17 protein-coding genes are annotated in these 18,765 nt (G+C 66.2%); 6 read left to right on the top strand and 11 right to left on the bottom strand.

Annotated features, from left to right (window positions below; translation table 11 throughout):
- Positions 1–40: 40 nt before the first annotated feature.
- The 3 genes from ACVIYL_RS09115 to ACVIYL_RS09105 form a co-directional block, all read right to left on the bottom strand.
- Complete coding sequence (locus ACVIYL_RS09115; RefSeq protein ID WP_456778331.1) at positions 41–2,290, bottom strand: response regulator; 2,250 nt, start codon at positions 2,288–2,290, stop codon at positions 41–43.
- A 103-nt stretch (positions 2,291–2,393) separates the two neighbouring features.
- A complete protein-coding gene (locus ACVIYL_RS09110; protein WP_225161925.1) occupies positions 2,394–2,915 on the bottom strand; it encodes a protease-associated domain-containing protein in 522 nt (173 codons plus the stop codon).
- Between the two features lie 129 nt (positions 2,916–3,044).
- A complete protein-coding gene (locus ACVIYL_RS09105; protein WP_456778330.1) occupies positions 3,045–4,583 on the bottom strand; it encodes a YifB family Mg chelatase-like AAA ATPase in 1,539 nt (512 codons plus the stop codon).
- 160 nt (positions 4,584–4,743) lie between these two features.
- On the opposite strand from ACVIYL_RS09105, the gene ACVIYL_RS09100 reads away from it, so the two are divergent.
- The 3 genes from ACVIYL_RS09100 to fsrB all read left to right on the top strand — a co-directional run bounded on the left by ACVIYL_RS09100 (position 4,744) and on the right by fsrB (position 8,615).
- Complete coding sequence (locus ACVIYL_RS09100) at positions 4,744–4,893, top strand: hypothetical protein (protein ID WP_456778329.1); 150 nt, start codon at positions 4,744–4,746, stop codon at positions 4,891–4,893.
- A 242-nt stretch (positions 4,894–5,135) separates the two neighbouring features.
- Entirely contained in the window at positions 5,136–7,298 is a 2,163-nt protein-coding gene (locus ACVIYL_RS09095; protein WP_456778328.1) for a TonB-dependent siderophore receptor, read from the top strand.
- Positions 7,299–7,325: 27 nt separating this feature from the next.
- A complete protein-coding gene (gene fsrB / locus ACVIYL_RS09090; protein WP_456778327.1) occupies positions 7,326–8,615 on the top strand; it encodes a siderophore utilization protein FsrB in 1,290 nt (429 codons plus the stop codon).
- A gap of 95 nt (positions 8,616–8,710) precedes the next feature.
- Here the strand turns inward: fsrB and ACVIYL_RS09085 are convergent, their stop codons facing one another.
- The 4 genes from ACVIYL_RS09085 to rsmI all read right to left on the bottom strand — a co-directional run bounded on the left by ACVIYL_RS09085 (position 8,711) and on the right by rsmI (position 12,171).
- Complete coding sequence (locus ACVIYL_RS09085; protein ID WP_310880938.1) at positions 8,711–9,682, bottom strand: MBL fold metallo-hydrolase; 972 nt, start codon at positions 9,680–9,682, stop codon at positions 8,711–8,713.
- Between the two features lie 187 nt (positions 9,683–9,869).
- A complete protein-coding gene (gene gshB, locus ACVIYL_RS09080; RefSeq protein WP_456778326.1) occupies positions 9,870–10,817 on the bottom strand; it encodes a glutathione synthase in 948 nt (315 codons plus the stop codon).
- A gap of 30 nt (positions 10,818–10,847) precedes the next feature.
- Positions 10,848–11,231 carry a YraN family protein gene (locus ACVIYL_RS09075; protein WP_028335783.1) on the bottom strand — a complete coding sequence of 128 codons (384 nt, stop codon included), beginning with the start codon at positions 11,229–11,231 and terminating at the stop codon, positions 10,848–10,850.
- On the bottom strand, positions 11,218–12,171 hold the full coding sequence (gene rsmI / locus ACVIYL_RS09070; RefSeq protein WP_456778325.1) for a 16S rRNA (cytidine(1402)-2'-O)-methyltransferase: 954 nt from the start codon (positions 12,169–12,171) through the stop codon (positions 11,218–11,220). The genes ACVIYL_RS09075 and rsmI overlap by 14 nt, the downstream gene beginning before the upstream one ends.
- Positions 12,172–12,391: 220 nt before the next feature.
- Here rsmI and ACVIYL_RS09065 point away from each other — a divergent pair, with 220 nt between their 5' ends.
- A complete protein-coding gene (locus ACVIYL_RS09065; protein WP_456778324.1) occupies positions 12,392–13,597 on the top strand; it encodes a penicillin-binding protein activator in 1,206 nt (401 codons plus the stop codon).
- 91 nt (positions 13,598–13,688) lie between these two features.
- On the opposite strand, the gene hemW is transcribed toward ACVIYL_RS09065, so the two are convergent.
- The 3 genes from hemW to rph are packed head-to-tail and all read right to left on the bottom strand — an operon-like array spanning position 13,689 to position 16,193.
- Positions 13,689–14,846 carry a radical SAM family heme chaperone HemW gene (gene hemW / locus ACVIYL_RS09060; protein WP_304497961.1) on the bottom strand — a complete coding sequence of 386 codons (1,158 nt, stop codon included), beginning with the start codon at positions 14,844–14,846 and terminating at the stop codon, positions 13,689–13,691.
- On the bottom strand, positions 14,833–15,468 hold the full coding sequence (rdgB, locus tag ACVIYL_RS09055) for an RdgB/HAM1 family non-canonical purine NTP pyrophosphatase (RefSeq protein WP_456778323.1): 636 nt from the start codon (positions 15,466–15,468) through the stop codon (positions 14,833–14,835). The genes hemW and rdgB overlap by 14 nt, the downstream gene beginning before the upstream one ends.
- An 11-nt stretch (positions 15,469–15,479) precedes the next feature.
- The gene (gene rph, locus ACVIYL_RS09050) at positions 15,480–16,193 is read right to left on the bottom strand and encodes a ribonuclease PH (protein ID WP_016841497.1); all 714 of its coding nucleotides are present in this window, start codon (positions 16,191–16,193) and stop codon (positions 15,480–15,482) included.
- A gap of 170 nt (positions 16,194–16,363) precedes the next feature.
- Between rph and hrcA the strand changes: the two genes are divergently transcribed.
- Both hrcA and grpE read left to right on the top strand, forming a co-directional pair.
- Positions 16,364–17,452 carry a heat-inducible transcriptional repressor HrcA gene (gene hrcA / locus ACVIYL_RS09045; protein ID WP_021078184.1) on the top strand — a complete coding sequence of 363 codons (1,089 nt, stop codon included), beginning with the start codon at positions 16,364–16,366 and terminating at the stop codon, positions 17,450–17,452.
- A 165-nt stretch (positions 17,453–17,617) separates the two neighbouring features.
- On the top strand, positions 17,618–18,223 hold the full coding sequence (gene grpE / locus ACVIYL_RS09040) for a nucleotide exchange factor GrpE (RefSeq protein WP_456778322.1): 606 nt from the start codon (positions 17,618–17,620) through the stop codon (positions 18,221–18,223).
- 49 nt (positions 18,224–18,272) lie between these two features.
- Here the strand turns inward: grpE and ACVIYL_RS09035 are convergent, their stop codons facing one another.
- Positions 18,273–18,698, bottom strand: coding sequence for a VOC family protein (locus ACVIYL_RS09035; protein ID WP_028341762.1), 426 nt, complete (start codon positions 18,696–18,698; stop codon positions 18,273–18,275).
- Positions 18,699–18,765: the final 67 nt, after the last annotated feature.

Raw genomic sequence — 18,765 nt, 5'->3', positions numbered from 1 at the left:
GTCCCTTGCTTGCGCAGGGACGACGGGCATTGTGCGGCTACTAGGCCGCAATGTGCCGCGCGGCGGCGAGGCTCGCGAGCGCTTCTTCCAGCTTTTCGCGGTCGAGCGGCTTGATCAGAAAGCCGTCCATACCGGCTTCGAAGCAGGCATAGCGGTCCTCCACCAGCGTATTTGCCGTCAGTGCCAGGATCGGGGTCCGGCGGACGGATTGCGCCGCTTCATGGGCGCGGATCTGCTTGGTGGTCTCGATGCCGTTGAGGCGCGGCATCTGGATGTCCATCAGCACGAGATCATAGGGCGTGCCGGCCGAGGTCGCCGACAGCCAGGACTCCATCGCCTGCTCGCCGTTGGTGGTGATGACCACGTTGTGGCCGAGCCGGGTGAGCAGCGAGCGCATCAGGAGCGCGTTGATCTCATTGTCCTCGGCGACCAGGATCGAGAGCCCCTTGTCCGGCAGCGCGGATGCAAGCGCAGCGGGCGCGGACTCGGCGGCCGCCTCGATCGCGAGGCTCGGCGCAGCGATTTCCGGCGATGCGGTCAGGCGCGCGGCGAGCGACGACGCGCGCAATGGCTTCACCAGGTAGCCGGTGAACATGGCGGACTCGGAGGCCGAAAGATCCTGCCGCGTCGCCGGCGTGAACATCACGATGCGATGGGTTGCATGGAGGCGGGCGGCGTCGGCAAACGCCTCCATCGCCGGCGTGCCGAGCGTGTGATCGATCAGCACCGCGTGCCAGCTCCGCTCCGGCAACAGCGCCTCGGCGACGTTGGCATCCGACACGATGCAGGTCTGCGCGCCCCAGCGTTGCAACCGCCGCGAGATCAGCGAGACCTCGATGCTGTGCGGCGCCACCAGCATGATCGACTGTCCCGTCAAGTCGGGCGCGGCGAAGCCGTTGGCCTCGCCGGTATCGGCGGCGGCGAGCGGGATCGACACCTCGAAGGTTGAGCCGACGCCCGGCGTGCTTGCGAGCGTGATGCGGCCGCCCATCCGCTTGACGATGCGGTCGCTGATCGAAAGGCCGAGGCCGGTGCCGCCATAGCTGCGCGCGATCCGGTCGTCGGCCTGCTCGAACTCCCGGAAGATACGCTGCTGCGCATCCGGTGCGATGCCGATACCGGTGTCGCGGACCAGGAAGCTGATCTCGTTCGGCCAGATGCCGGCCTCGACGATCAGCGCCACGCCACCGGTCGCGGTGAACTTGATGGCGTTGCCGGCGAGATTGAGCAGCACCTGACGCAGCCGCGCGGCGTCGCCGGTCACCTGCATCGGCAGCCGTTCGTCGACATAGGCGGCGATCTCGATGCCCTTGGTCTGCGCACGCGGCGCCAGCAGCTCGGTGATGTCCTCGATCAGGCCGGACAGCGCGAACGCGCGGTGTTCGAGATCGATCTTGCCGGCCTCGATCTTGGAATAATCGAGCAGCTCCTCGATCAGCGCGAGCAGCGCGTCGCCGGATGTCTTGACCGCCTTGACGTAGGTCATCTGCTCCAACGTCAGCTGCGTATCCATCAGCAATCCGCTCATGCCGATGATGCCGTTCAGCGGGGTGCGGATCTCGTGGCTCGCCATCGCAAGGAAGCGCGACTTGGCGCGGTTGGCGGCGTCGGCCTGATCGCGCGCTTCGGCGAGCGCGCGCTCGCTCTCGGTGCGGTCGGTGACGTCGCGGCCGACGCTCTGCATCTCCGCGGGCGCGCCGGCATCGTTGCGCACGAGGCCTTCACGCCAGGCGATCCAGCGCGGCCCGAGCGGTCCCTCGATCTTCTGGTCGTAGACCCGCGTGCCGTTGGATTCGAGCGCGGTGTCGCCTTGCTCGAGCACCTTCAGCGTTGCGGTGCTGCCGATCAATTCGCTGCGGGGCCTCTGCGCCAGCTCGCAATAGGCGTCGTTGGCATAGGTGATGAGCCCGTCGAGATCGCGCAGCACGATCAGATCGTCCTGCGCCTCGAACAGGGTGGAGGCGCGCTGCTCGGCCTCCTGCAGTTCCCAGTTGCGGTCGGCCATCGCTTCATTGTGCATGGCGATGGTGCGCAGCCGCTTGCGTATCAGCCGCAGGCGGATGCCGAGCGTCACGATCCAGAGGCAGGCGAGCGCGAACAGGAAGCTGACCCCGATCGCGAATGCATTGGGATCGTAGCCGCTCTGTTGCGAGAGCGCGCCCGAAATGAACCCGAAGGCGCTGCCGAACGCGACGGAGAAGATCGTGAACGAGCGCACGATCGTCGCGAGCCAGGAATGGCGCCGGAGGAAGCGGCGAAGGCGCAACTTGATCCGGAAGAAACGCCCCATCAATGGTGACCCTGAGACAGCTTGATCTGGCGCTGACGATGCGTCGGCCAGCTTGCAAAGTGCTTGAAATTGGTGGCCATTTCGCGCTGCCCTCAGAACAAGGTTAGCGGGAGGTTAATTCCGCCATGACCCGGTTCGGGACGCGCTTGTCAGGTTCGGGCGTTGCGGCTTCAAGGCGGCGGTGTCCGCCGCGGGCGCTGACGATCAGGGCCGCGGCATCCCGCGCTGAGAAGGTCTTCGACTGCACGAAGACACGATAGTCGGACGGGCCAGCATCACGCGTCAGATAGATGACGGGGCCGGTTGCCGAGGCATCGCCGGAAATCCCGATCAGCTGCGCCGTCGCGCCGCTCTCGCAGGCGCCGGCCTCGGCATCGTCGATGTCGTCGATCACGGTGAAGTCGGCGGCGTCGGCGCTGTCGGCGATCTGGACCCGGACGGTGGCCTGGCTGGGGTCGTCGGTGAAGCTGACGTGAAGCTGCGCCAGCCAAGGGATCGATGCGATCTGCATCGTGGCGCCACCCACCTCGATGCAGGGCCGCGGGCCCGGCAGGAACTCGGCGCGGGCAAGGACCGCGGCCACGGCAAGGGGGACCACCGAGGTCAGAATCTTCAAACGCAACATGACACAACTCGCTCGACCCAAGCGTGCCGCCGATCGCGGTGCTTATGGTTTGCGGAGCGTAAACAAAACTCGTTACCGCCGCGTTGACGCGGGGCATTCCGGCACGAATCGGGACAGCGCTGGGTTCGGTCAGGCGGCGCGGCGCAAATCGTCGGCCAATGCACGATAGGACAGCGCTTCGGCAAGGTGCAGCCGGCCGATCGTCTCGGCGCCGTCGAGATCGGCAAGCGTGCGCGCCACCCGCAGCACGCGGTGATAGCCGCGCGCGGTGAGGTGCATAGTGTCGGCGGCCTCGCGCAGCAGCTTCTGCCCATGCGCGTCGGGCTGCGCGATGGTCTCGAGCAGCGAGCTCGGCGCTTCCGCATTGGTGCGGACATGCGGCATGCCGGCTGCCGCATAGCGCGCGAGCTGGATGTCGCGCGCGGCCGCGACGCGGGCGGCGACCTCGGCCGATCCCTCCGCCGGCGGCGGCAGGATCAGATCAGCCGCAGTCACGGCGGGCACCTCGATCCGCAGGTCGATGCGATCCATCAGCGGGCCGGAGATCCGCATCTGGTAGTCGGCGGTGCAGCGGTCGAGCCGGCCGCGCTTGCAGGAATAGCCGGGCTCATAGGCATGGCCGCAACGGCACGGGTTCATGGCCGCGACCAGCATAAAGCGCGCCGGATAGGTGACGCGGTGGTTGGCCCGGCTCACCGATACCTCGCCGTTCTCCAGCGGCTGGCGCAGCGAATCCAGCACGCGCGGATCGAACTCCGGCAGTTCGTCGAGGAACAGCACGCCCTGATGCGCCAGCGAGATCTCGCCCGGCTTGGCGCGCATGCCGCCGCCGGTCAGCGCGGCCATGCTGGCGGAATGATGCGGGCTGCGGAACGGGCGTCGCGCCGTCAAGGCGCCGTCGCGGATCTCGCCGGCAACCGAGGCGATCATCGAGACTTCGAGCAGCTCCGACGGCGATAGCGGCGGCAGGATCGAGGGCAGCCGCGCCGCCAGCATCGATTTGCCGGCGCCGGGCGAGCCCATCATCAGCAGATGATGACCGCCGGCGGCGGCGATCTCGAGCGCGCGTTTCGCGCTCTCCTGGCCCTTGATGTCGCGCAGGTCGAGCAGCGCTTCCTCGCGCTCATGCACCTTCGGCTGCGGTCGCGACAGCACCTGCGTGCCCTTGAAGTGGTTGGCGATCTGGATCAGCGAATGTGCCGCGATGATCTGGATGTCCGGACTGGCCCAGGCGGCTTCCGATCCGCAGCCGGCCGGGCAGATCAATCCCTCGTCGCGCGAATTGGCGCCGATTGCCGCGGGCAGCACGCCCGCCACCGGCGCGATCGAGCCGTCGAGCCCGAGCTCGCCGAGCACGGTGAAGCCGTTCAGCGCATCCGGCGGGATCGCGCCGATCGCCGCCATCAGGCCGAGCGCGATCGGCAGGTCATAATGGCTCCCCTCCTTGGGCAGGTCAGCCGGTGCGAGGTTGACGGTGATGCGGCGGGCGGGAAGCGCGAGGCCGGAGGCGATCAGCGCCGAACGCACGCGTTCGCGGGCTTCCGACACCGCCTTGTCGGGCAGGCCGACGATCGCGAACGCGGGCAATCCCGGCGCGACCTGCACCTGCACGTCGACCACGCGGGCCTCGATCCCCTCGAATGCGACGGTGGAAACGCGCTGGACCATGCTGCCCCTATTCTTCCGCAATCGAAGGTAGCGGAACCGAGCGGCAAGTGCAAGAACATTACAAGAACGTTCGCGGCGCCGAGGGCTGGTCGCCCGGTACCAATTCACCGCGCGGAGCATCTGCGTCCGGCCCGTGCGGAAGCGTCAGGCGTCGCTCGCGATGACGCGCGCCTCGCGCGATCGAACACAGCTCGCGTCGTCGACAACTGCAGAAATCATTTTCAAGAATCATTCCAGCATGATGAGCATCGCGCGCTTATTGTCGCAGCGCGTCGTCGATTTCCCCGCTGTTTCAGTGTTCGCACGCTGATCGCGCGCGCAGTCTCGATCTATTCCAACTGCCGAGGTCTGTACTCGCGAGCCCCGCGCTGTAGAGCCGGATCACAAATCCATCCAGGCTGATATCAGGGGCGCCTTCGCGTGATCGATCGACTTGCTTCGCATTCCACCCGTCAACATCCAGCGCTGCGAACGATCGGTCTGTGTACCGCCGCCGTCCTTGCCGCAGGAGTCACGACCGAACGCGCCGACGCGCAATCGGAACTGCCGCCGGTGAGCGTGGACGCGCCTCAGCAGCGCGCGATCACTGCGAATGCAAAACCGGTTCGTCGTCCGGTGGCCGCACGCGCGAGCCGCGCCAACCGCGTGGCTCGATCCCAGCAGGCGACGCCGCAAGCGGCGGCACGATCCGGTGCCGGCGCCGGCGAGCGAGCCGGCGGTCCGGTGGTCGGGTTCGTTGCCACGCGTTCGGGCACGGCGACCAAGACCGACACGCCGCTGATCGAAATCCCGCAATCGATCTCGGTCGTCACCACGGACCAGATCAGGAACCAGGGTGCGGAATCGGTGGGCGCGGCATTGCGCTACACCGCAGGGGTCAGCGGCGACGTGAATGGCGGCTCGGACACCCGCTTCGGCGGCCTGCAGATCCGCGGCTTCGACATGACGATGCCGGGCCTCTATCTCGACGGCCTGCGGCTGCCGAGCAGCAATTATGTGCACTTCCTCGGGCTCGATCCGTACGGAGCCGAGCGCCTCGAGGTCCTGAAAGGGCCATCCTCGGCGATGTTCGGCGGCAGCGGCACCGGCGGCATCCTCAACTATGTCAGCAAGCTGCCGACTGCACGCGAGTTCGGGGAAGTGTCGCTGTCGGGCGGCAGCTTCAACCGCTATCAGGGCGAGTTCGATATCGGCGGCCGCGCCAACAAGGAAGGAACGGTGCTGTGGCGCCTGACCGGCGTCGCGCGCGATGGCGAGACCCAGGTCGACTACACCAAGGACAATCGCGTCTTCATCGCGCCCGCCGTCACCGTGAAGCCGAATGAGGACACCACGATCACCTTCCTCGCGAACTACCAGAAGGAACGCACCGGCTGGGGCCTGCAATTCCTGCCGCCGTCCGGCACCGTCTGGGCCAACAATGGCCGCTACATTCCGAACACCCGCTTCGTCGGCGAGCCCGGCTTCAACCAGTTCGACACCGAGCAATCCTCGGTCGGCTACATGCTGTCGCACGACTTCAACGAGGCGCTGACGTTCCGCCAGAACCTGCGCTATTCGTGGATGCACAACGAGCAGAAGAGTTTCTACGGCACCGGCTATGCATCGGCGGCCGACGAGGCCGCGGGCCTGCTGTCGCGCGGCGGCGCCGGCGGCAGCTCGACGATCGATTCCTTCGCGGTCGACAACCAGCTGCAGGGCAAGTTCGTCACCGGCCTGCTGAGCCACACGACGCTGTTCGGCGTCGATTACCGCAACACCTCGTTCCGCGACATGGCCTCGAGCTACAGCACCGGCAAGCTCAACGTCTTCGCGCCGGTCTATACCAACAGCTGGACCAACAACGGACCGTATGACGACACCGGCATCAAGCAGTCGCAGGCCGGCCTCTATCTGCAGGACCAGATCAGGCTCGGCCGGCTGTCGTTCCTGCTTGGCGGGCGGCAGGATTTCGTCACTACCGACCTCGACAACAATCTCGCGAAAACGTCGACCTCGACCGACGCCTCGGCATTCACCGGCCGCGCCGCCGTGATGTACAATTTCGACAATGGCGTCGCGCCCTATTTCAGCTATTCGGAATCATTCCTGCCGGTGCTCAGCATTAACGCCGCCGGCGAGCTGCTGAAGCCGGAGTCCGGCGTGCAGTACGAAGTCGGCGTCAAGTACCAGCCGGTCGGCATCAATGCACTGATCACGCTGGCCGCCTTCGACCTGACCCGGTCCAACGTCGTCACCTACGCCCCGCCGTTCTATTTCGCCGAGCAGACCGGCGAAGTCAGGTCGCGCGGCGTCGAGCTCGAAGGCACCGCGACGCTGGTCGAGGGCGTCAACATCCGCGGCGGCTACGCCTATGTCGACGCGGTCGTCACCAAGGATCCCGTCAATGTCGGCAAGGCGCCGACCACGGTGCCGCTCAACCGCTTCTCGCTGTGGGGCGATTACACCATTCAGGGCGGTCCGCTCGCCGGGGTCCAGTTCGGGGCCGGCGTCCGCTATGTCGGATCGACGTTCGGCGACGACGCCAACACCTTCAAGGTGCCGGCGTCGACGGTCGTCGATGCGCTCGTCGCCTATACCAGGGACAATTATCGACTTTCGCTCAACGTCACCAACCTCGCCGACACGCGCTACGTGGCAGCCTGCTACGGCAACACCAGCTGCTTCTACGCGGAGGGCCGCAAGGCGATCGCGAAGCTGACCTATCGCTGGTGATCACCCAAACAACCTGCTGAAATCCCCATGAGACCAATCTTCGGACGACTGCATCGCTGGGCGGGTCTTCTCACCGCGGCCTTCCTGTTCTTCTCGGGCATCACCGGCGCGATCATCTCGTGGGACCACGAGATCGACGATTTGCTCAACAGGAAGCTGTTCGAGGTGACGAGCTCCGGACCCGCGATCCCGTCGGTCGAGCTCGCCCGGCTGATCGAGCAGCGCGATCATCGCGCCCGCGTCGTCCACATGTTCATGACGGCGGAGAAAGGCGAGTCACTGTGGTTCTTCGTGCTGCCGCGGATCGATCCGGCGACCGGCAAGCGCTACACGCTCGACTACAACCAGGTCTTCCTGGATCCCAACACCGGCGCCGAGCTCGGACGCCGCTATTGGGGCGCGGTCTGGCCGGTGACCCGCGAAAACTTCGTCTCGTTCCTCTACAAGCTGCACTACACGATGCATATCCCCGAATTCTGGGGTAGCGATCGCTGGGGCATGCGCTTCCTCGGCATCATTGCCGTCATCTGGACGATCGATTGTTTCGTCGGCTTCTACCTGACCCTGCCGTCGCGGCGGCGCGCAAGGGCGGAGCGGGCGTCGGCGATATCAGGCCCGCGCGGCAAGAGCTTCTGGACCCGCTGGGCACCGGCCTGGAAGATCAAGACCTCAGGCAGCGCCTATCGGATCAATTTCGACATTCATCGCGCCTTCAGCCTGTGGACCTGGGCCTTGCTGTTCGTGATCGCATTCACGGCATTCTCGCTGAACCTCTATTTCGAGGTGTTCTCGCCGTTGATGAAGACCGTGTCCAACTACACGCCGACACCTTACGAGCAGCGACCATACCGTCATCTCGACGATCCGATCGAGCCAAGGATGACCTATGCGGAGATCGCCACGCGGGCCGCGGCCGACGGCAAGGCGCGCGGCTGGACCACGCCGATCGGTTCGATCAATTATGGTCCGGCCCACGGCGTCTATGCGGTCGCATTCTTCGAGCCGGGCGACGAACATGGCGCGGCGGGCGTCGGGCCGGCGCAGCTTTACTACGACAGCGAGGACGGCCGTCCGCTTGGCGAGCGGCTGCCATGGGTCGGCACCGCAGCCGACGTGTTCGTGCAGATGCAGTTTCCGTTGCATTCCGGCCGGATCGCCGGCCTGCCCGGGCGCATCCTGATCTCGCTGATGGGATTGGTGGTCGCGGCGCTGTCAGTGACGGGCGTCGTGATCTGGTGGCGCAAACGTCGGGCGCGGATTGGCGCGCGAGGTATGATGCGCGCACACCCCGAGAGCCGCCTTGCGCCGGCGGAATAGGCCGGGCGCCCCGTGGGCTCCTTGCACCGGGCGGCAAATGCATTCGGGAGCGGCGGCGGCCGCTCCCGAGGCAGTCCGTCTTCGCAATCAGTCCGTTACAGGTTCATCTGCATCGGCTCTGGATAGTAGTGGAAGCCTTCGCCGACCTTGGCGACGTGGCCGTAGCCCGGCCAGGCGAAGTGATAGGACATCACGGCCGTCTTGTTCGCGGCCAGCATCTCCAGCAGCTTGACCCGCGACGCCGCCGCCTGCTTCGGATCGGTGTCGTAGGAGAATTCCATCCGCGGACGCTCCAGCAGCAGCACCGCGTGATGCGAGAGGTCACCGAGGAAGGCGAAGGATTTGCCGCCCGAGCTCACCATGAAGATGGTGTGGCCCACGGTGTGGCCGGGCGCTGCGATTGCCGTCACGCCGGGCAGGAATTCCTGGCCGTCCTTGAAGAACACGATGCGGTCGCGCACCGGCAGCAGGTTCTTGCGGGCATGCACGATGAAGTCCTTCAACGGACTGCCCATCTTGCCTTCGTCGGTCCAGAATTCGAGATCGCTCTGGGCGATGTAGTACTGCGCATTCGGAAACAGCGGCTTGTCGTCGGTGCCGACAATGCCGCCGATATGATCGATGTGCGCGTGCGACAGCACGACGGCGTCGATGTCCTCCGGCTTGATGCCGGCTTCCTTCATGCTCTTCTGCTGCCGGCCGGTGGTCGGACCGAAGGCCTTCGAGGTGCCCATGCCGGTATCGAACAGGATCAGCTTGTCGCCGGTATTGACGATCGGCGAATTCTGCTCGAGCACGACATTGTCGGGCGAGAGGAAGTTGTCGGAGAGCATCTTCTTCACCTCCTCCTTCGGCACACCGGTGAAAGTGCCGGAGGGATCGCCGAGCGGAAGCGGCCCGTCGGATACGACGGTCACTTCGGCTTCGCCGAGCATGAAGCGGTGCCAGTAGGGTGTCTGCGTGCCGAGCTTCGGCGCGCGTGCCTGTGCGGTGCCCCCGAGCAGGGTGCTGGCGCCGAGACCGGCACCGAGCGCGAGCAAGGATCGTCGTGAGACATTGAGCGTCATAACGTCTTCCTCCAGAATTTTTATAAGATTTTCGCGTTGTTGCCCGCGCGTTGACCCGCCGCTTGACCTGACGCAGGCGAGAGGATGCTGCCCTCGCCTGCGCAAGCTGGCAAGAAGAATAAGGAGAACGCATGCGTGATCGAACGCTGGCTAAATTTCAGCCAGCTGTGCGGCGCACAAGGGAGGATTATTTCGCGGCGCGCTTCTTCTCGATGGCATCCCAGATCATCGCCGCGACGTCGGGGCCATTGAGCCGCTGGATTGCGCGGATGCCGGTCGGCGAGGTGACGTTGATCTCGGTGAGGTTGCCGTCGATCACGTCGATGCCGACAAACAGCAGGCCGCGTTCGCGCAGCGCAGGTCCGAGCGTGGCGCAGATTTCGCGCTCGCGATCGGAGAGCTCGGTCGCCGTGGCCGCGCCGCCACGGACCATGTTGGAGCGCAGATCGTCCGCCGCCGGCACGCGGTTGACGGCGCCGGCGAACTCGCCGTCGACCAGGATGATGCGCTTGTCGCCGTGCTTCACCTCGGGGAGGAAGCGCTGGATCACCCAGGGCTCCTTGAACGTGACGGAGAACATGTCGAACAGCGAGCCGAAGTTCATATCCTGCGGCATTACGCGGAAGACGGCGGCGCCGCCATGGCCGTGCAACGGCTTCATGACGACGGCGCCATGCTGGTCGCGGAATGCGTTGATCTCGTCGAGATCGCGCGAGATCAGGGTCGGCGGCATCAGCTGCGGGAAATTCATCACGAACAGCTTTTCCGGCGCGTTGCGCACGCTGGCCGGGTCGTTGACGACCAAGGTCTTCGGATGGATGCGCTCGAGGAAATGGGTCGAGGTGATGTAGGCGAGGTCGAACGGCGGATCTTGCCGCAGCAGCACGACGTCGAAGCCGTTGAGCGGCTCGCGCTTCGGCTCGCCCAGCGTGAAGTGATTGCCGACCTCGTCGCGCACGGTGAGAGGCTGCACCGGCGCCACCAGCTCCTCGCCGCGCAGCGACAGCTTGTCGGGCGTGTAGTAGGAAATGCCGTGGCCGCGCTTTTGCGCCTCGAGCAGCAGCGCAAAGGTCGAATCGCCGCGAATATTGATGCGCGCGATGGGATCCATCTGGACGGCGATCTTCAATTTCATAGGCATGTTCCGCGAGGTCTGAGGATAACGTTAAGGGCTTGCATCGAATGCCGCTAACAAATGGCGCGGCAGGCTCTTCGGCGCAATCAGCACGGCGTCGAATCTGAGCTCGAATTCGGCATGTTCGGGATGCGCCATCAGCCAGGCCTGGGCGGCATTGATGATGCGCAGCTGCTGCCGCGGCGTCACCGCATAGGCGGCGTCGTCGAGGCTGGCCCGGGCCTTGACCTCGACGAAGGCCAGCAGATTGCGCCGGCGCACCACCAGGTCGATCTCGCCAAAGGGGGTGCGGAAGCGTCGTGCCAGGATGCGATAGCCCTTGGCGATCAGAAGCGCTGCGGCGCGGCTCTCCGCCGAGATGCCGGTCCGGAACGCCGCGACGCGCTCGGGCGAGGCGCTGTCAGTCTTCGCCATTGCCGTCCCCGATGGTCTTCGCAAGCTCGAGGGCACGGGCATAGACCTCGCGGCGCGGCCGGCCCGACAGTTCGACCGCATGGGCGACCGCATCCTTGACGCTGCCGCGGCCGAGTTGCGCCCGCAGCAGATCGTCGAGCGTATCCTGGTCCATCACCCCGGCATCATCGGCCGGCGGTCCGATGACCAGCACGAACTCGCCGCGTGTTTCCAGCGCGTCCGCGCCTGCCGCCAGCGCGGCGACCGGCGCGCGCGTGATCTCCTCGTGCAGCTTGGTCAGCTCGCGGCAGATCGCGGCATCGCGGCCGGCCATGATCGTGGCGAGATCGCGCAGCGTGTCCTGTACGCGATTGCCCGATTCGAACATCACGAGCGTCGAATCGACCCTCGCCAGCTCGTTGAGCCGGGCGCGGCGCGCGTGCTCCTTGGCGGGCAAAAATCCCTCGAAGAAAAACCGGTCGGTCGGCAATGCCGCGACCGACAGCGCCGTCAGCACCGATGATGGCCCCGGCACCGCGATGACGGCATGCCCGGCGGCGCAGACGTCGCGCACCAGCTTGAAGCCGGGATCGGAGATCAGTGGCGTGCCGGCGTCGGAAACCAGCGCGATCGCGGCGCCCTGCGCCAGCCGCTCTAGGATTTTTGGACGGGCCTGGGCCGCGTTGTGCTCGTGGTAGAGCGCAAGCTCCGCGGCGATCGCATAACGCTCGGTCAGCCGCCGGGTAATCCTCGTGTCCTCGCAGGCGATGACGTCGACACCGGCCAGCGTTTCCAGCGCGCGCAGGGTGATGTCGGCGAGATTTCCGATCGGGGTCGCGACCAGATGGAGCCCGGGTGCTGCCCTTGGCGCGGCCAATTGCTGGCCGCCGATCGAAAATGTTCTGGCCGCAGCGCCTGTCGTGGCATCCGAACTGTGGAGGGAACTGGCTTTTGCGCGCATAATGCCAATCTAGAGGGATGGCGGCGCTTGCGCCACATCCGCAAACGGCGGTGACGGAACGCTGGCTGACGGGGGAAATGGAGGCCGCGGCAAGGGCGCCGCGGGGCCATAATCCTTTTGTTTTAGTTAACTATTCGCCGAGAATATGCCTGAATCCACCCGCCTCATCAGAGCTGGATGGAGTCCTGGCTGATCACGGTCGGCCAAGAGAAGAGAGACGATGGAAGGCCCGCATCACCGCAAATCCCCGCCGTCGGGCGCCACCCGGCGGACCGCGCTCGGCCTCATCGTGGGCGCGCCGCTGCTGACGGCCTGCTCCGGCATCCAGCAGAGCTTGAGCCAATTTTCCAGCAGCAACCCGGAAGCTGGTCCTGCCGGGCCGCAGCAGCAGCCGCAGGCGGTCGGCACCGGGCAGGTCAAGATCGGGCTGATCCTGCCGCTGTCGGCGTCCGGCAATGCCGGGCTTGCCGCCCAGTCGATGCGGAACGCGGCCGAAATGGCGCTGGCAGAGTTTCAGAACCCGAACATCCAGCTCCTGATCAAGGACGATGGCGGCAGCCCGCAGGGCGCATCGCAGGGTGCCCAGCAGGCACTGTCCGAAGGCGCCGAGATCATTCTGGGACCGCTGTTCGCAGGCTCGGTGCCCGCCGTCGCGCAACTGACGCGGCCGCGCGGAACCTCGGTGATCGCGTTCTCCACCGATTCGAGTGTGGCCGGGCGCGGCGTCTATCTGCTGAGCTTCCTGCCGGAGTCCGACATCAATCGCATCGTCGACTACTCGGCGGGGATCGGAAAGCGCTCGTTCGCCGCGATGGTGCCGGACAACGCCTACGGCAACGTGGTCGAGGCCGCCTTCAAGCAGGCGGTCGGCCGCAAGAACGGCCGCGTCGTCGCATTCGAGAAATATGGCGCCGATCGCGCGACGCCGGCGCGAACTGTGGCGCAGGCGCTCGGCCAGGCCGATGCGCTGCTGATCGCCGACGATGGTGATTCGGTGGTCGCGACCGCCGATGCCTTGACCGCAGCCGGCGCCAATCTGCGCAACATCCAGCTGCTCGGCACCGGGCTGTGGGACAATCCGCGGGTGTTCGCGAGCCCCGCCTTGCAGGGCGGCCTCTACGCCGCGCCCGATCCGTCCGGCTTCCGCAGCTTCGCCGGCCGCTACCGCACCAAATATGGCGGCGAGCCGGTGCGCACCGCGACGCTTGCCTATGATGCGGTGGCGCTGATGGCGGCGCTCGCGCGCACGCAAGGGGCGCAACGCTTTGCGCCGGAGACGTTGACCAATCCGTCCGGCTTTGCCGGTATCGACGGTCTGTTCCGCTTCCGCTCCGACGGCACCAATGAACGCGGCCTTGCGGTCATGAAGGTGGCCTCAGGCGGCAGCACGCCGGTCGCAGGCTCGCCGAAGAGTTTTGGCGCTTGATTTTCGTCGGGCGGTCAAGCTGCCTCGTCGAGCGCCGGCACCCGCCAGCTCCTTTGCATGGGGTTGTTTTCGATATTTTGGCAGCGTGCACCTAGGCGGCGAGATCCGCAACGACCGCGTCGAGCACCGGGAATCCCGACTTGGTCACGCGGAGCCGTCCGTCGGCGTCGACGGCGATCGCGCCTTCCTCGCGCAGCATCGCGATCCGGTGCGGGTCGAGCTGGCGGCCGGAGAGCTTCGCATAGCGCTTGGGATCGATGCCCTCGGCGAGCCGCAGCCCCATCAGCAGAAACTCGTCGGCGCGTTCTTCGCTGTTGAGGCTGTCATCGCTGACGACGCCGTGACCGCGCTCCTCGACGTTCAACAGCCACGCCTCGGGGCGCCGCTCGGTTGCGGTCGCGTGCCTGACGCCATCGATGTCGAGCCTTCCATGTGCGCCGGGGCCGATGCCGGCATATTCCTCACCGCGCCAGTAGACGAGATTGTGCTTGCACTCCGCGCCGGCGCGGGCGTGATTGGAGATCTCATAGGCCGGCAATCCCTCGCGGGCGCAGACCTCCTGCGTCACGTCGTAGAGCGCGCGCGCGGTCGCCTCATCCGGCGTCTGCAATTTGCCGGCGGCATGCAGCCCGAAGAACGGCGTGCCTTCCTCGATCGTGAGCTGGTACAGCGACAGATGCTCGGCCGCTTCCGAGATCGCCTGCTTCAGTTCATCGGCCCACATCCGCGGCGTCTGGTCGGGGCGGGCATAGATCAGATCGAACGAGTAACGGTCGAACGCAGAGCGCGCGATCGCGACCGCGTCGAGCGCCTCGCGCGCGGTGTGCAGGCGGCCCAATGCCTTCAGCGAGGCGTCATCGAGCGCCTGCACGCCGAGCGAGACGCGGTTGACGCCGGCTGCGCGATAGCCGCGAAAGCGCGTCGCCTCGACGCTGGTCGGATTGGCCTCGAGCGTGACCTCGACGTCGCGCGAGACCTGCCAGTGCTTGCCGATCGCATCAAGCACGGCACCGACGGTCTGCGGCTGCATCAACGACGGCGTGCCGCCGCCGAGGAAGATCGACGACACCTGCCGCCCCGGCACGCGCGCGGCTGTCGTCTCGATCTCGCGGGCGAACGCGCGCACGAAACGCTCCTCGTCGACCGGCGCATGCCGCACGTGGCTGTTGAAATCACAATACGGGCATTTCGACAGGCAGAACGGCCAGTGCACGTAGACGCCGAAGGCTTCTCGGTCAGCGTGGCTCAAGGCAGATCTCCGCGAGCTTCACGAAGGCGCGGGCGCGATGCGACAGGCCGAGCCCGAGCGGCGGCAGGCCGTGCTTCTCGATGCTGGTCATCTCGCCGAAGGTCCGCGTGTAGCCGTCGGGCAGGAAGGCCGGATCGTAGCCGAAGCCGGCAGTGCCACGCGGCGGCCAGACCAGGGTCCCATCGACGCGCGCCTCGACCTCCTCGAGATGATCGTCGGGCCAGGCCACGCACAACGCCGACACGAAGTGTGCCTTGCGCCGGTCCGGTGCGGTGGCGCCGCGCTCCTGCAGCAGCCGCTCGATCCGCGTCATCGCCGCCATGAAATCCTTGCCCTCGCCGGCCCAGCGCGCCGAGTAGATCCCGGGCGCGCCGTCGAGCGCGTCGACCACGAGGCCGGAATCGTCGGCGAAGGCTGGCAGTCCGGCCGCCTTCGCTGCCGCGATCGCCTTGATCGCCGCGTTGGCGCGAAAATTGTCGCCGGTCTCCTCGGGCTCGGCGAGGTCGAGCTCGCCGGCCGACACCACCTCCACGCCATGCGGCGCCAGCAGTTCCCGCATCTCGGCAAGCTTGCCGGGATTATGGGTGGCGATGACGAGCCTTCCGGTGATTCGGCGGTGCATGACCAATCTGACTACGCCACCGCGATCTTTTGCAAGTCGACCAGACGCGCGACACCTTTGCGCGCCAGCGCCATCAGCGCCAGGAATTCACCTTCCGAGAACGGCGTCTTCTCGGCGGTGCCCTGCACCTCGATGATCCGGCCGTCCCCGGTCATGACGAAATTGGCGTCGGTGTCGGCTTCGGAATCCTCGGCATAGTCGAGATCGAGCACCGGCGTGCCCTGGTAGATGCCACAGGAGATCGCCGCCACATTGTCGCGCAACACATTGGTCTTCAGCATGTTGCGGGTCTTCATCCAGTTGATGCAGTCGGCCAGCGCCACCCAGGCACCGGTGATCGAGGCGGTGCGGGTGCCGCCGTCGGCCTGGATGACGTCGCAATCGACCGTGATCTGGCGCTCGCCGAGTGCCTCGAGATCGACGGCTGCGCGCAGCGAGCGGCCGATCAGCCGCTGAATCTCGACCGTCCGGCCGCCCTGCTTGCCGGCCGAGGCCTCGCGGCGGGTGCGTTCCAGGGTGGCACGCGGCAGCATGCCGTATTCGGCGGTGACCCAGCCGCGGCCCTGGCCCTTCAGCCACGGCGGCAACCGCTCTTCCAGCGTGGCGGTCACCAGCACATGGGTGTCGCCGAACTTCACCATGCAGGAACCCTCGGCATATTTGACGACGCCGCGTTCCAGCGACACGGGACGCAGTTCATCGGGTGCACGGCGGCTTGGCCGCATGAAATCCTCCAGAAATCCGAGAAAATTGGCTGGCCGTGCTTGTAGGAGCGGGAAGGGGCAGCGGCAAGGGTTTTCGGCCCCGGCAGGGTCCGGTACGAGGGGACCGAATGCATGCTTGTCATCGGCCTCCCGGATCGACAAATTATGCAGTAATTGTGAGGGACTAGAGTGTGACTCACCACGATCCGATTGGCCTGATCGCGCCGCATGCCGGGCTCGCCCAGCTCAACGAGCGTTCGCGCGACATTTTTCGTCAAATCGTCGAAAGCTATCTCGCGACCGGCGAGCCGGTCGGTTCGCGCAACATCTCGCGCCTGATCGCATTACCGCTGTCGCCGGCCTCGGTCCGCAATGTGATGTCGGATCTCGAGCAGCTCGGCCTGATCTATGCGCCGCATACCTCCGCCGGCCGGTTACCGACCGAACTCGGGCTGCGCTTCTTCGTCGATGCGCTGATGCAGGTCGGCGACCTCACCGAGGCCGAGCGTCAGTCGATCCAGACCCAGCTCGCTGCCGTCGGCCGCGCGCAATCCGTCGAGGCCGCGCTTGGCGAAGCCTTGACGCGGCTGTCGGGGCTGACCCGTGCCGCGGCGGTGGTGCTGACGCAAAAGTCGAATGCGCGGCTGAAGCACATCGAGTTCGTGCGGCTGGAGCCGGAGAAGGCGCTGGTCGTGCTGGTCGGCGAAGACGGCCAGGTCGAAAACCGCGTCCTGGCGCTGCCGCCGGGTGTTCCATCCTCGGCCCTGACCGAAGCGACCAACTTCCTCAATGCGCGGATCCGTGGCCGCACGCTGGCCGAAGCGCGGCTCGAGCTCGAGACGGCATTGACGCAAAACCGCGCCGAGCTCGATCAGCTCACGCAAAAGGTGGTCGCGGCGGGCATCGCGAGCTGGTCCGGCGGCGAGAGCGAGGACCGCCAGCTGATCGTGCGCGGTCACGCCAATCTGCTCGAGGATCTGCATGCGCTCGACGATCTCGAGCGCATCAAATCGCTGTTCGACGATCTCGAAACCAAGCGCGGCGTGATCGATCTGCTCGGCCGCGCCGAACGCGGCGAGGGCGTGCGGATCTTCATCGGCTCGGAGAACAAGCTGTTCTCGCTGTCGGGTTCCTCGACCATCATCGCGCCCTACGGCGACGCCCAGGGGCGGATCGTGGGCGTCCTCGGCGTGATCGGACCGACGCGGCTGAACTATGCGCGGGTGATCCCGACCGTCGATTATGCCGCGCGCATCGTCAGCAAGATGCTGGGCGGCTGACCGGAGGGCGATTTCGCTTTCATTTGACGGGTTTTCTTCACCCAAGCCGGAGATCCCAGTTCCCGAGACCGGTATGTTGCGCTTGATTTTCGCCGCCCAAAGCACGATATCCCGGCAAGCAATCCCCAAGATTTGAACCGACGCGAGTTTTCGAGAAGGCAAGCCATGACCGATCCGAACCGGGCCAATGACAACACCGAGAATTCGGCGCCGACGGGTGAGCCCGTGGTCTCGAAACCCTACATCATGCCTGACGAGCCCGAGGCCGGATCGGCGGAGGCGCTGACCAAGGAACTCGCCGAGGCGCGCGACCGGACGCTGCGCACGCTGGCCGAGATGGAGAATCTCCGCCAGCGCACCCGCCGCGAGGTCGCCGACGCCAAGGCCTACGGCATCACCGGCTTTGCCCGCGACGTGCTCGATATCGCCGACAACCTGCAGCGCGCGCTCGATGCGGTGCCAGCCGAGACCAAGGAAGCCGCCGATCCCGGCCTGAAGGCGCTGATCGAAGGCGTCGAGCTGACCGAACGTTCGCTGCTCAACGCGCTGGAGAAGAACGGCGTCAAGAAGTTCGACCCGATCGGCGAGAAGTTCGATCCGAACTTCCAGCAGGCGATGTTCGAGGTGCCTGATCCGTCGGTGCCGTCGGGCACCGTGGTGCAGGTCGTGCAGGCCGGTTACATGATCGGCGAGCGCATCCTGCGCCCGGCACTGGTCGGCGTCTCCAAGGGCGGCGCCAAGGCCGCCCCGACCGCCGACATCACCGCCTGATCCATCCCGATCCCGGCTGCGCGTTTGTGAGCTCGCGGATTGCGCGGGCTCACGGTCGCGGCTTCTCGTGTGCCTTCGGCCAATAGGTGCCGAAGCTCCAGAGATTTCCTTCCGGATCGCGGCAGGCGAAGTCGCGGCTGCCATAGTCGGTATCGCGCAGTTCCATCTCGATCTTGGCGCCGGCAGCCTTGACCTTCGCGTGCAGCGCGTCGGGATCGTCGACCGCGATATAGATCGAGTCGGTGCGGCGGTTGTCGAGGTCGCCGACCAGCCTGCCATATGCGTCGTCGCGGCTCTGGCCCAGCATCAGCATCGAGGAACCATAGGCGAGCTCGGCGTGATGGATCACGCCGCCATCGCGGTAGACGACGTGTTCGGTGAACCCAAGCACCGTCGTGAGCCAATTGGTCATCGCCTCGGCGTCCTTGCAGCGCAGGGTCGGGTAGATGCGGGGCGGTTCGATGTCGTGCGTCATGGTCGCTCACCTCCTTGGCTGACGGCGCCATCCTGCACGAGGCAACGCGGCGTCGGCTTGAAGGTTT

The organism is Bradyrhizobium sp. USDA 3315, assembly GCF_054056795.1.
Note: the sequence above shows the minus strand (reverse complement) of the source record. Positions and strands in the feature narration are given on the sequence as shown.

Coding starts and splice junctions, on each gene's coding strand:
- ACVIYL_RS09110 (WP_225161925.1), bottom strand. CDS start 2,915: ATGTTGCGTTTGAAGATTCTGACCTCGGTGGTCCCCCTTGCCGTGGCC.
- rph (WP_016841497.1), bottom strand. CDS start 16,193: ATGCGGCCAAGCCGCCGTGCACCCGATGAACTGCGTCCCGTGTCGCTG.
- rdgB (WP_456778323.1), bottom strand. CDS start 15,468: ATGCACCGCCGAATCACCGGAAGGCTCGTCATCGCCACCCATAATCCC.
- rsmI (WP_456778325.1), bottom strand. CDS start 12,171: ATGCGCGCAAAAGCCAGTTCCCTCCACAGTTCGGATGCCACGACAGGC.
- grpE (WP_456778322.1), top strand. CDS start 17,618: ATGACCGATCCGAACCGGGCCAATGACAACACCGAGAATTCGGCGCCG.
- ACVIYL_RS09065 (WP_456778324.1), top strand. CDS start 12,392: ATGGAAGGCCCGCATCACCGCAAATCCCCGCCGTCGGGCGCCACCCGG.
- fsrB (WP_456778327.1), top strand. CDS start 7,326: ATGAGACCAATCTTCGGACGACTGCATCGCTGGGCGGGTCTTCTCACC.
- ACVIYL_RS09035 (WP_028341762.1), bottom strand. CDS start 18,698: ATGACGCACGACATCGAACCGCCCCGCATCTACCCGACCCTGCGCTGC.
- gshB (WP_456778326.1), bottom strand. CDS start 10,817: ATGAAATTGAAGATCGCCGTCCAGATGGATCCCATCGCGCGCATCAAT.
- ACVIYL_RS09115 (WP_456778331.1), bottom strand. CDS start 2,290: ATGGGGCGTTTCTTCCGGATCAAGTTGCGCCTTCGCCGCTTCCTCCGG.
- ACVIYL_RS09105 (WP_456778330.1), bottom strand. CDS start 4,583: ATGGTCCAGCGCGTTTCCACCGTCGCATTCGAGGGGATCGAGGCCCGC.
- ACVIYL_RS09075 (WP_028335783.1), bottom strand. CDS start 11,231: ATGGCGAAGACTGACAGCGCCTCGCCCGAGCGCGTCGCGGCGTTCCGG.
- ACVIYL_RS09085 (WP_310880938.1), bottom strand. CDS start 9,682: ATGACGCTCAATGTCTCACGACGATCCTTGCTCGCGCTCGGTGCCGGT.
- ACVIYL_RS09100 (WP_456778329.1), top strand. CDS start 4,744: ATGACGCGCGCCTCGCGCGATCGAACACAGCTCGCGTCGTCGACAACT.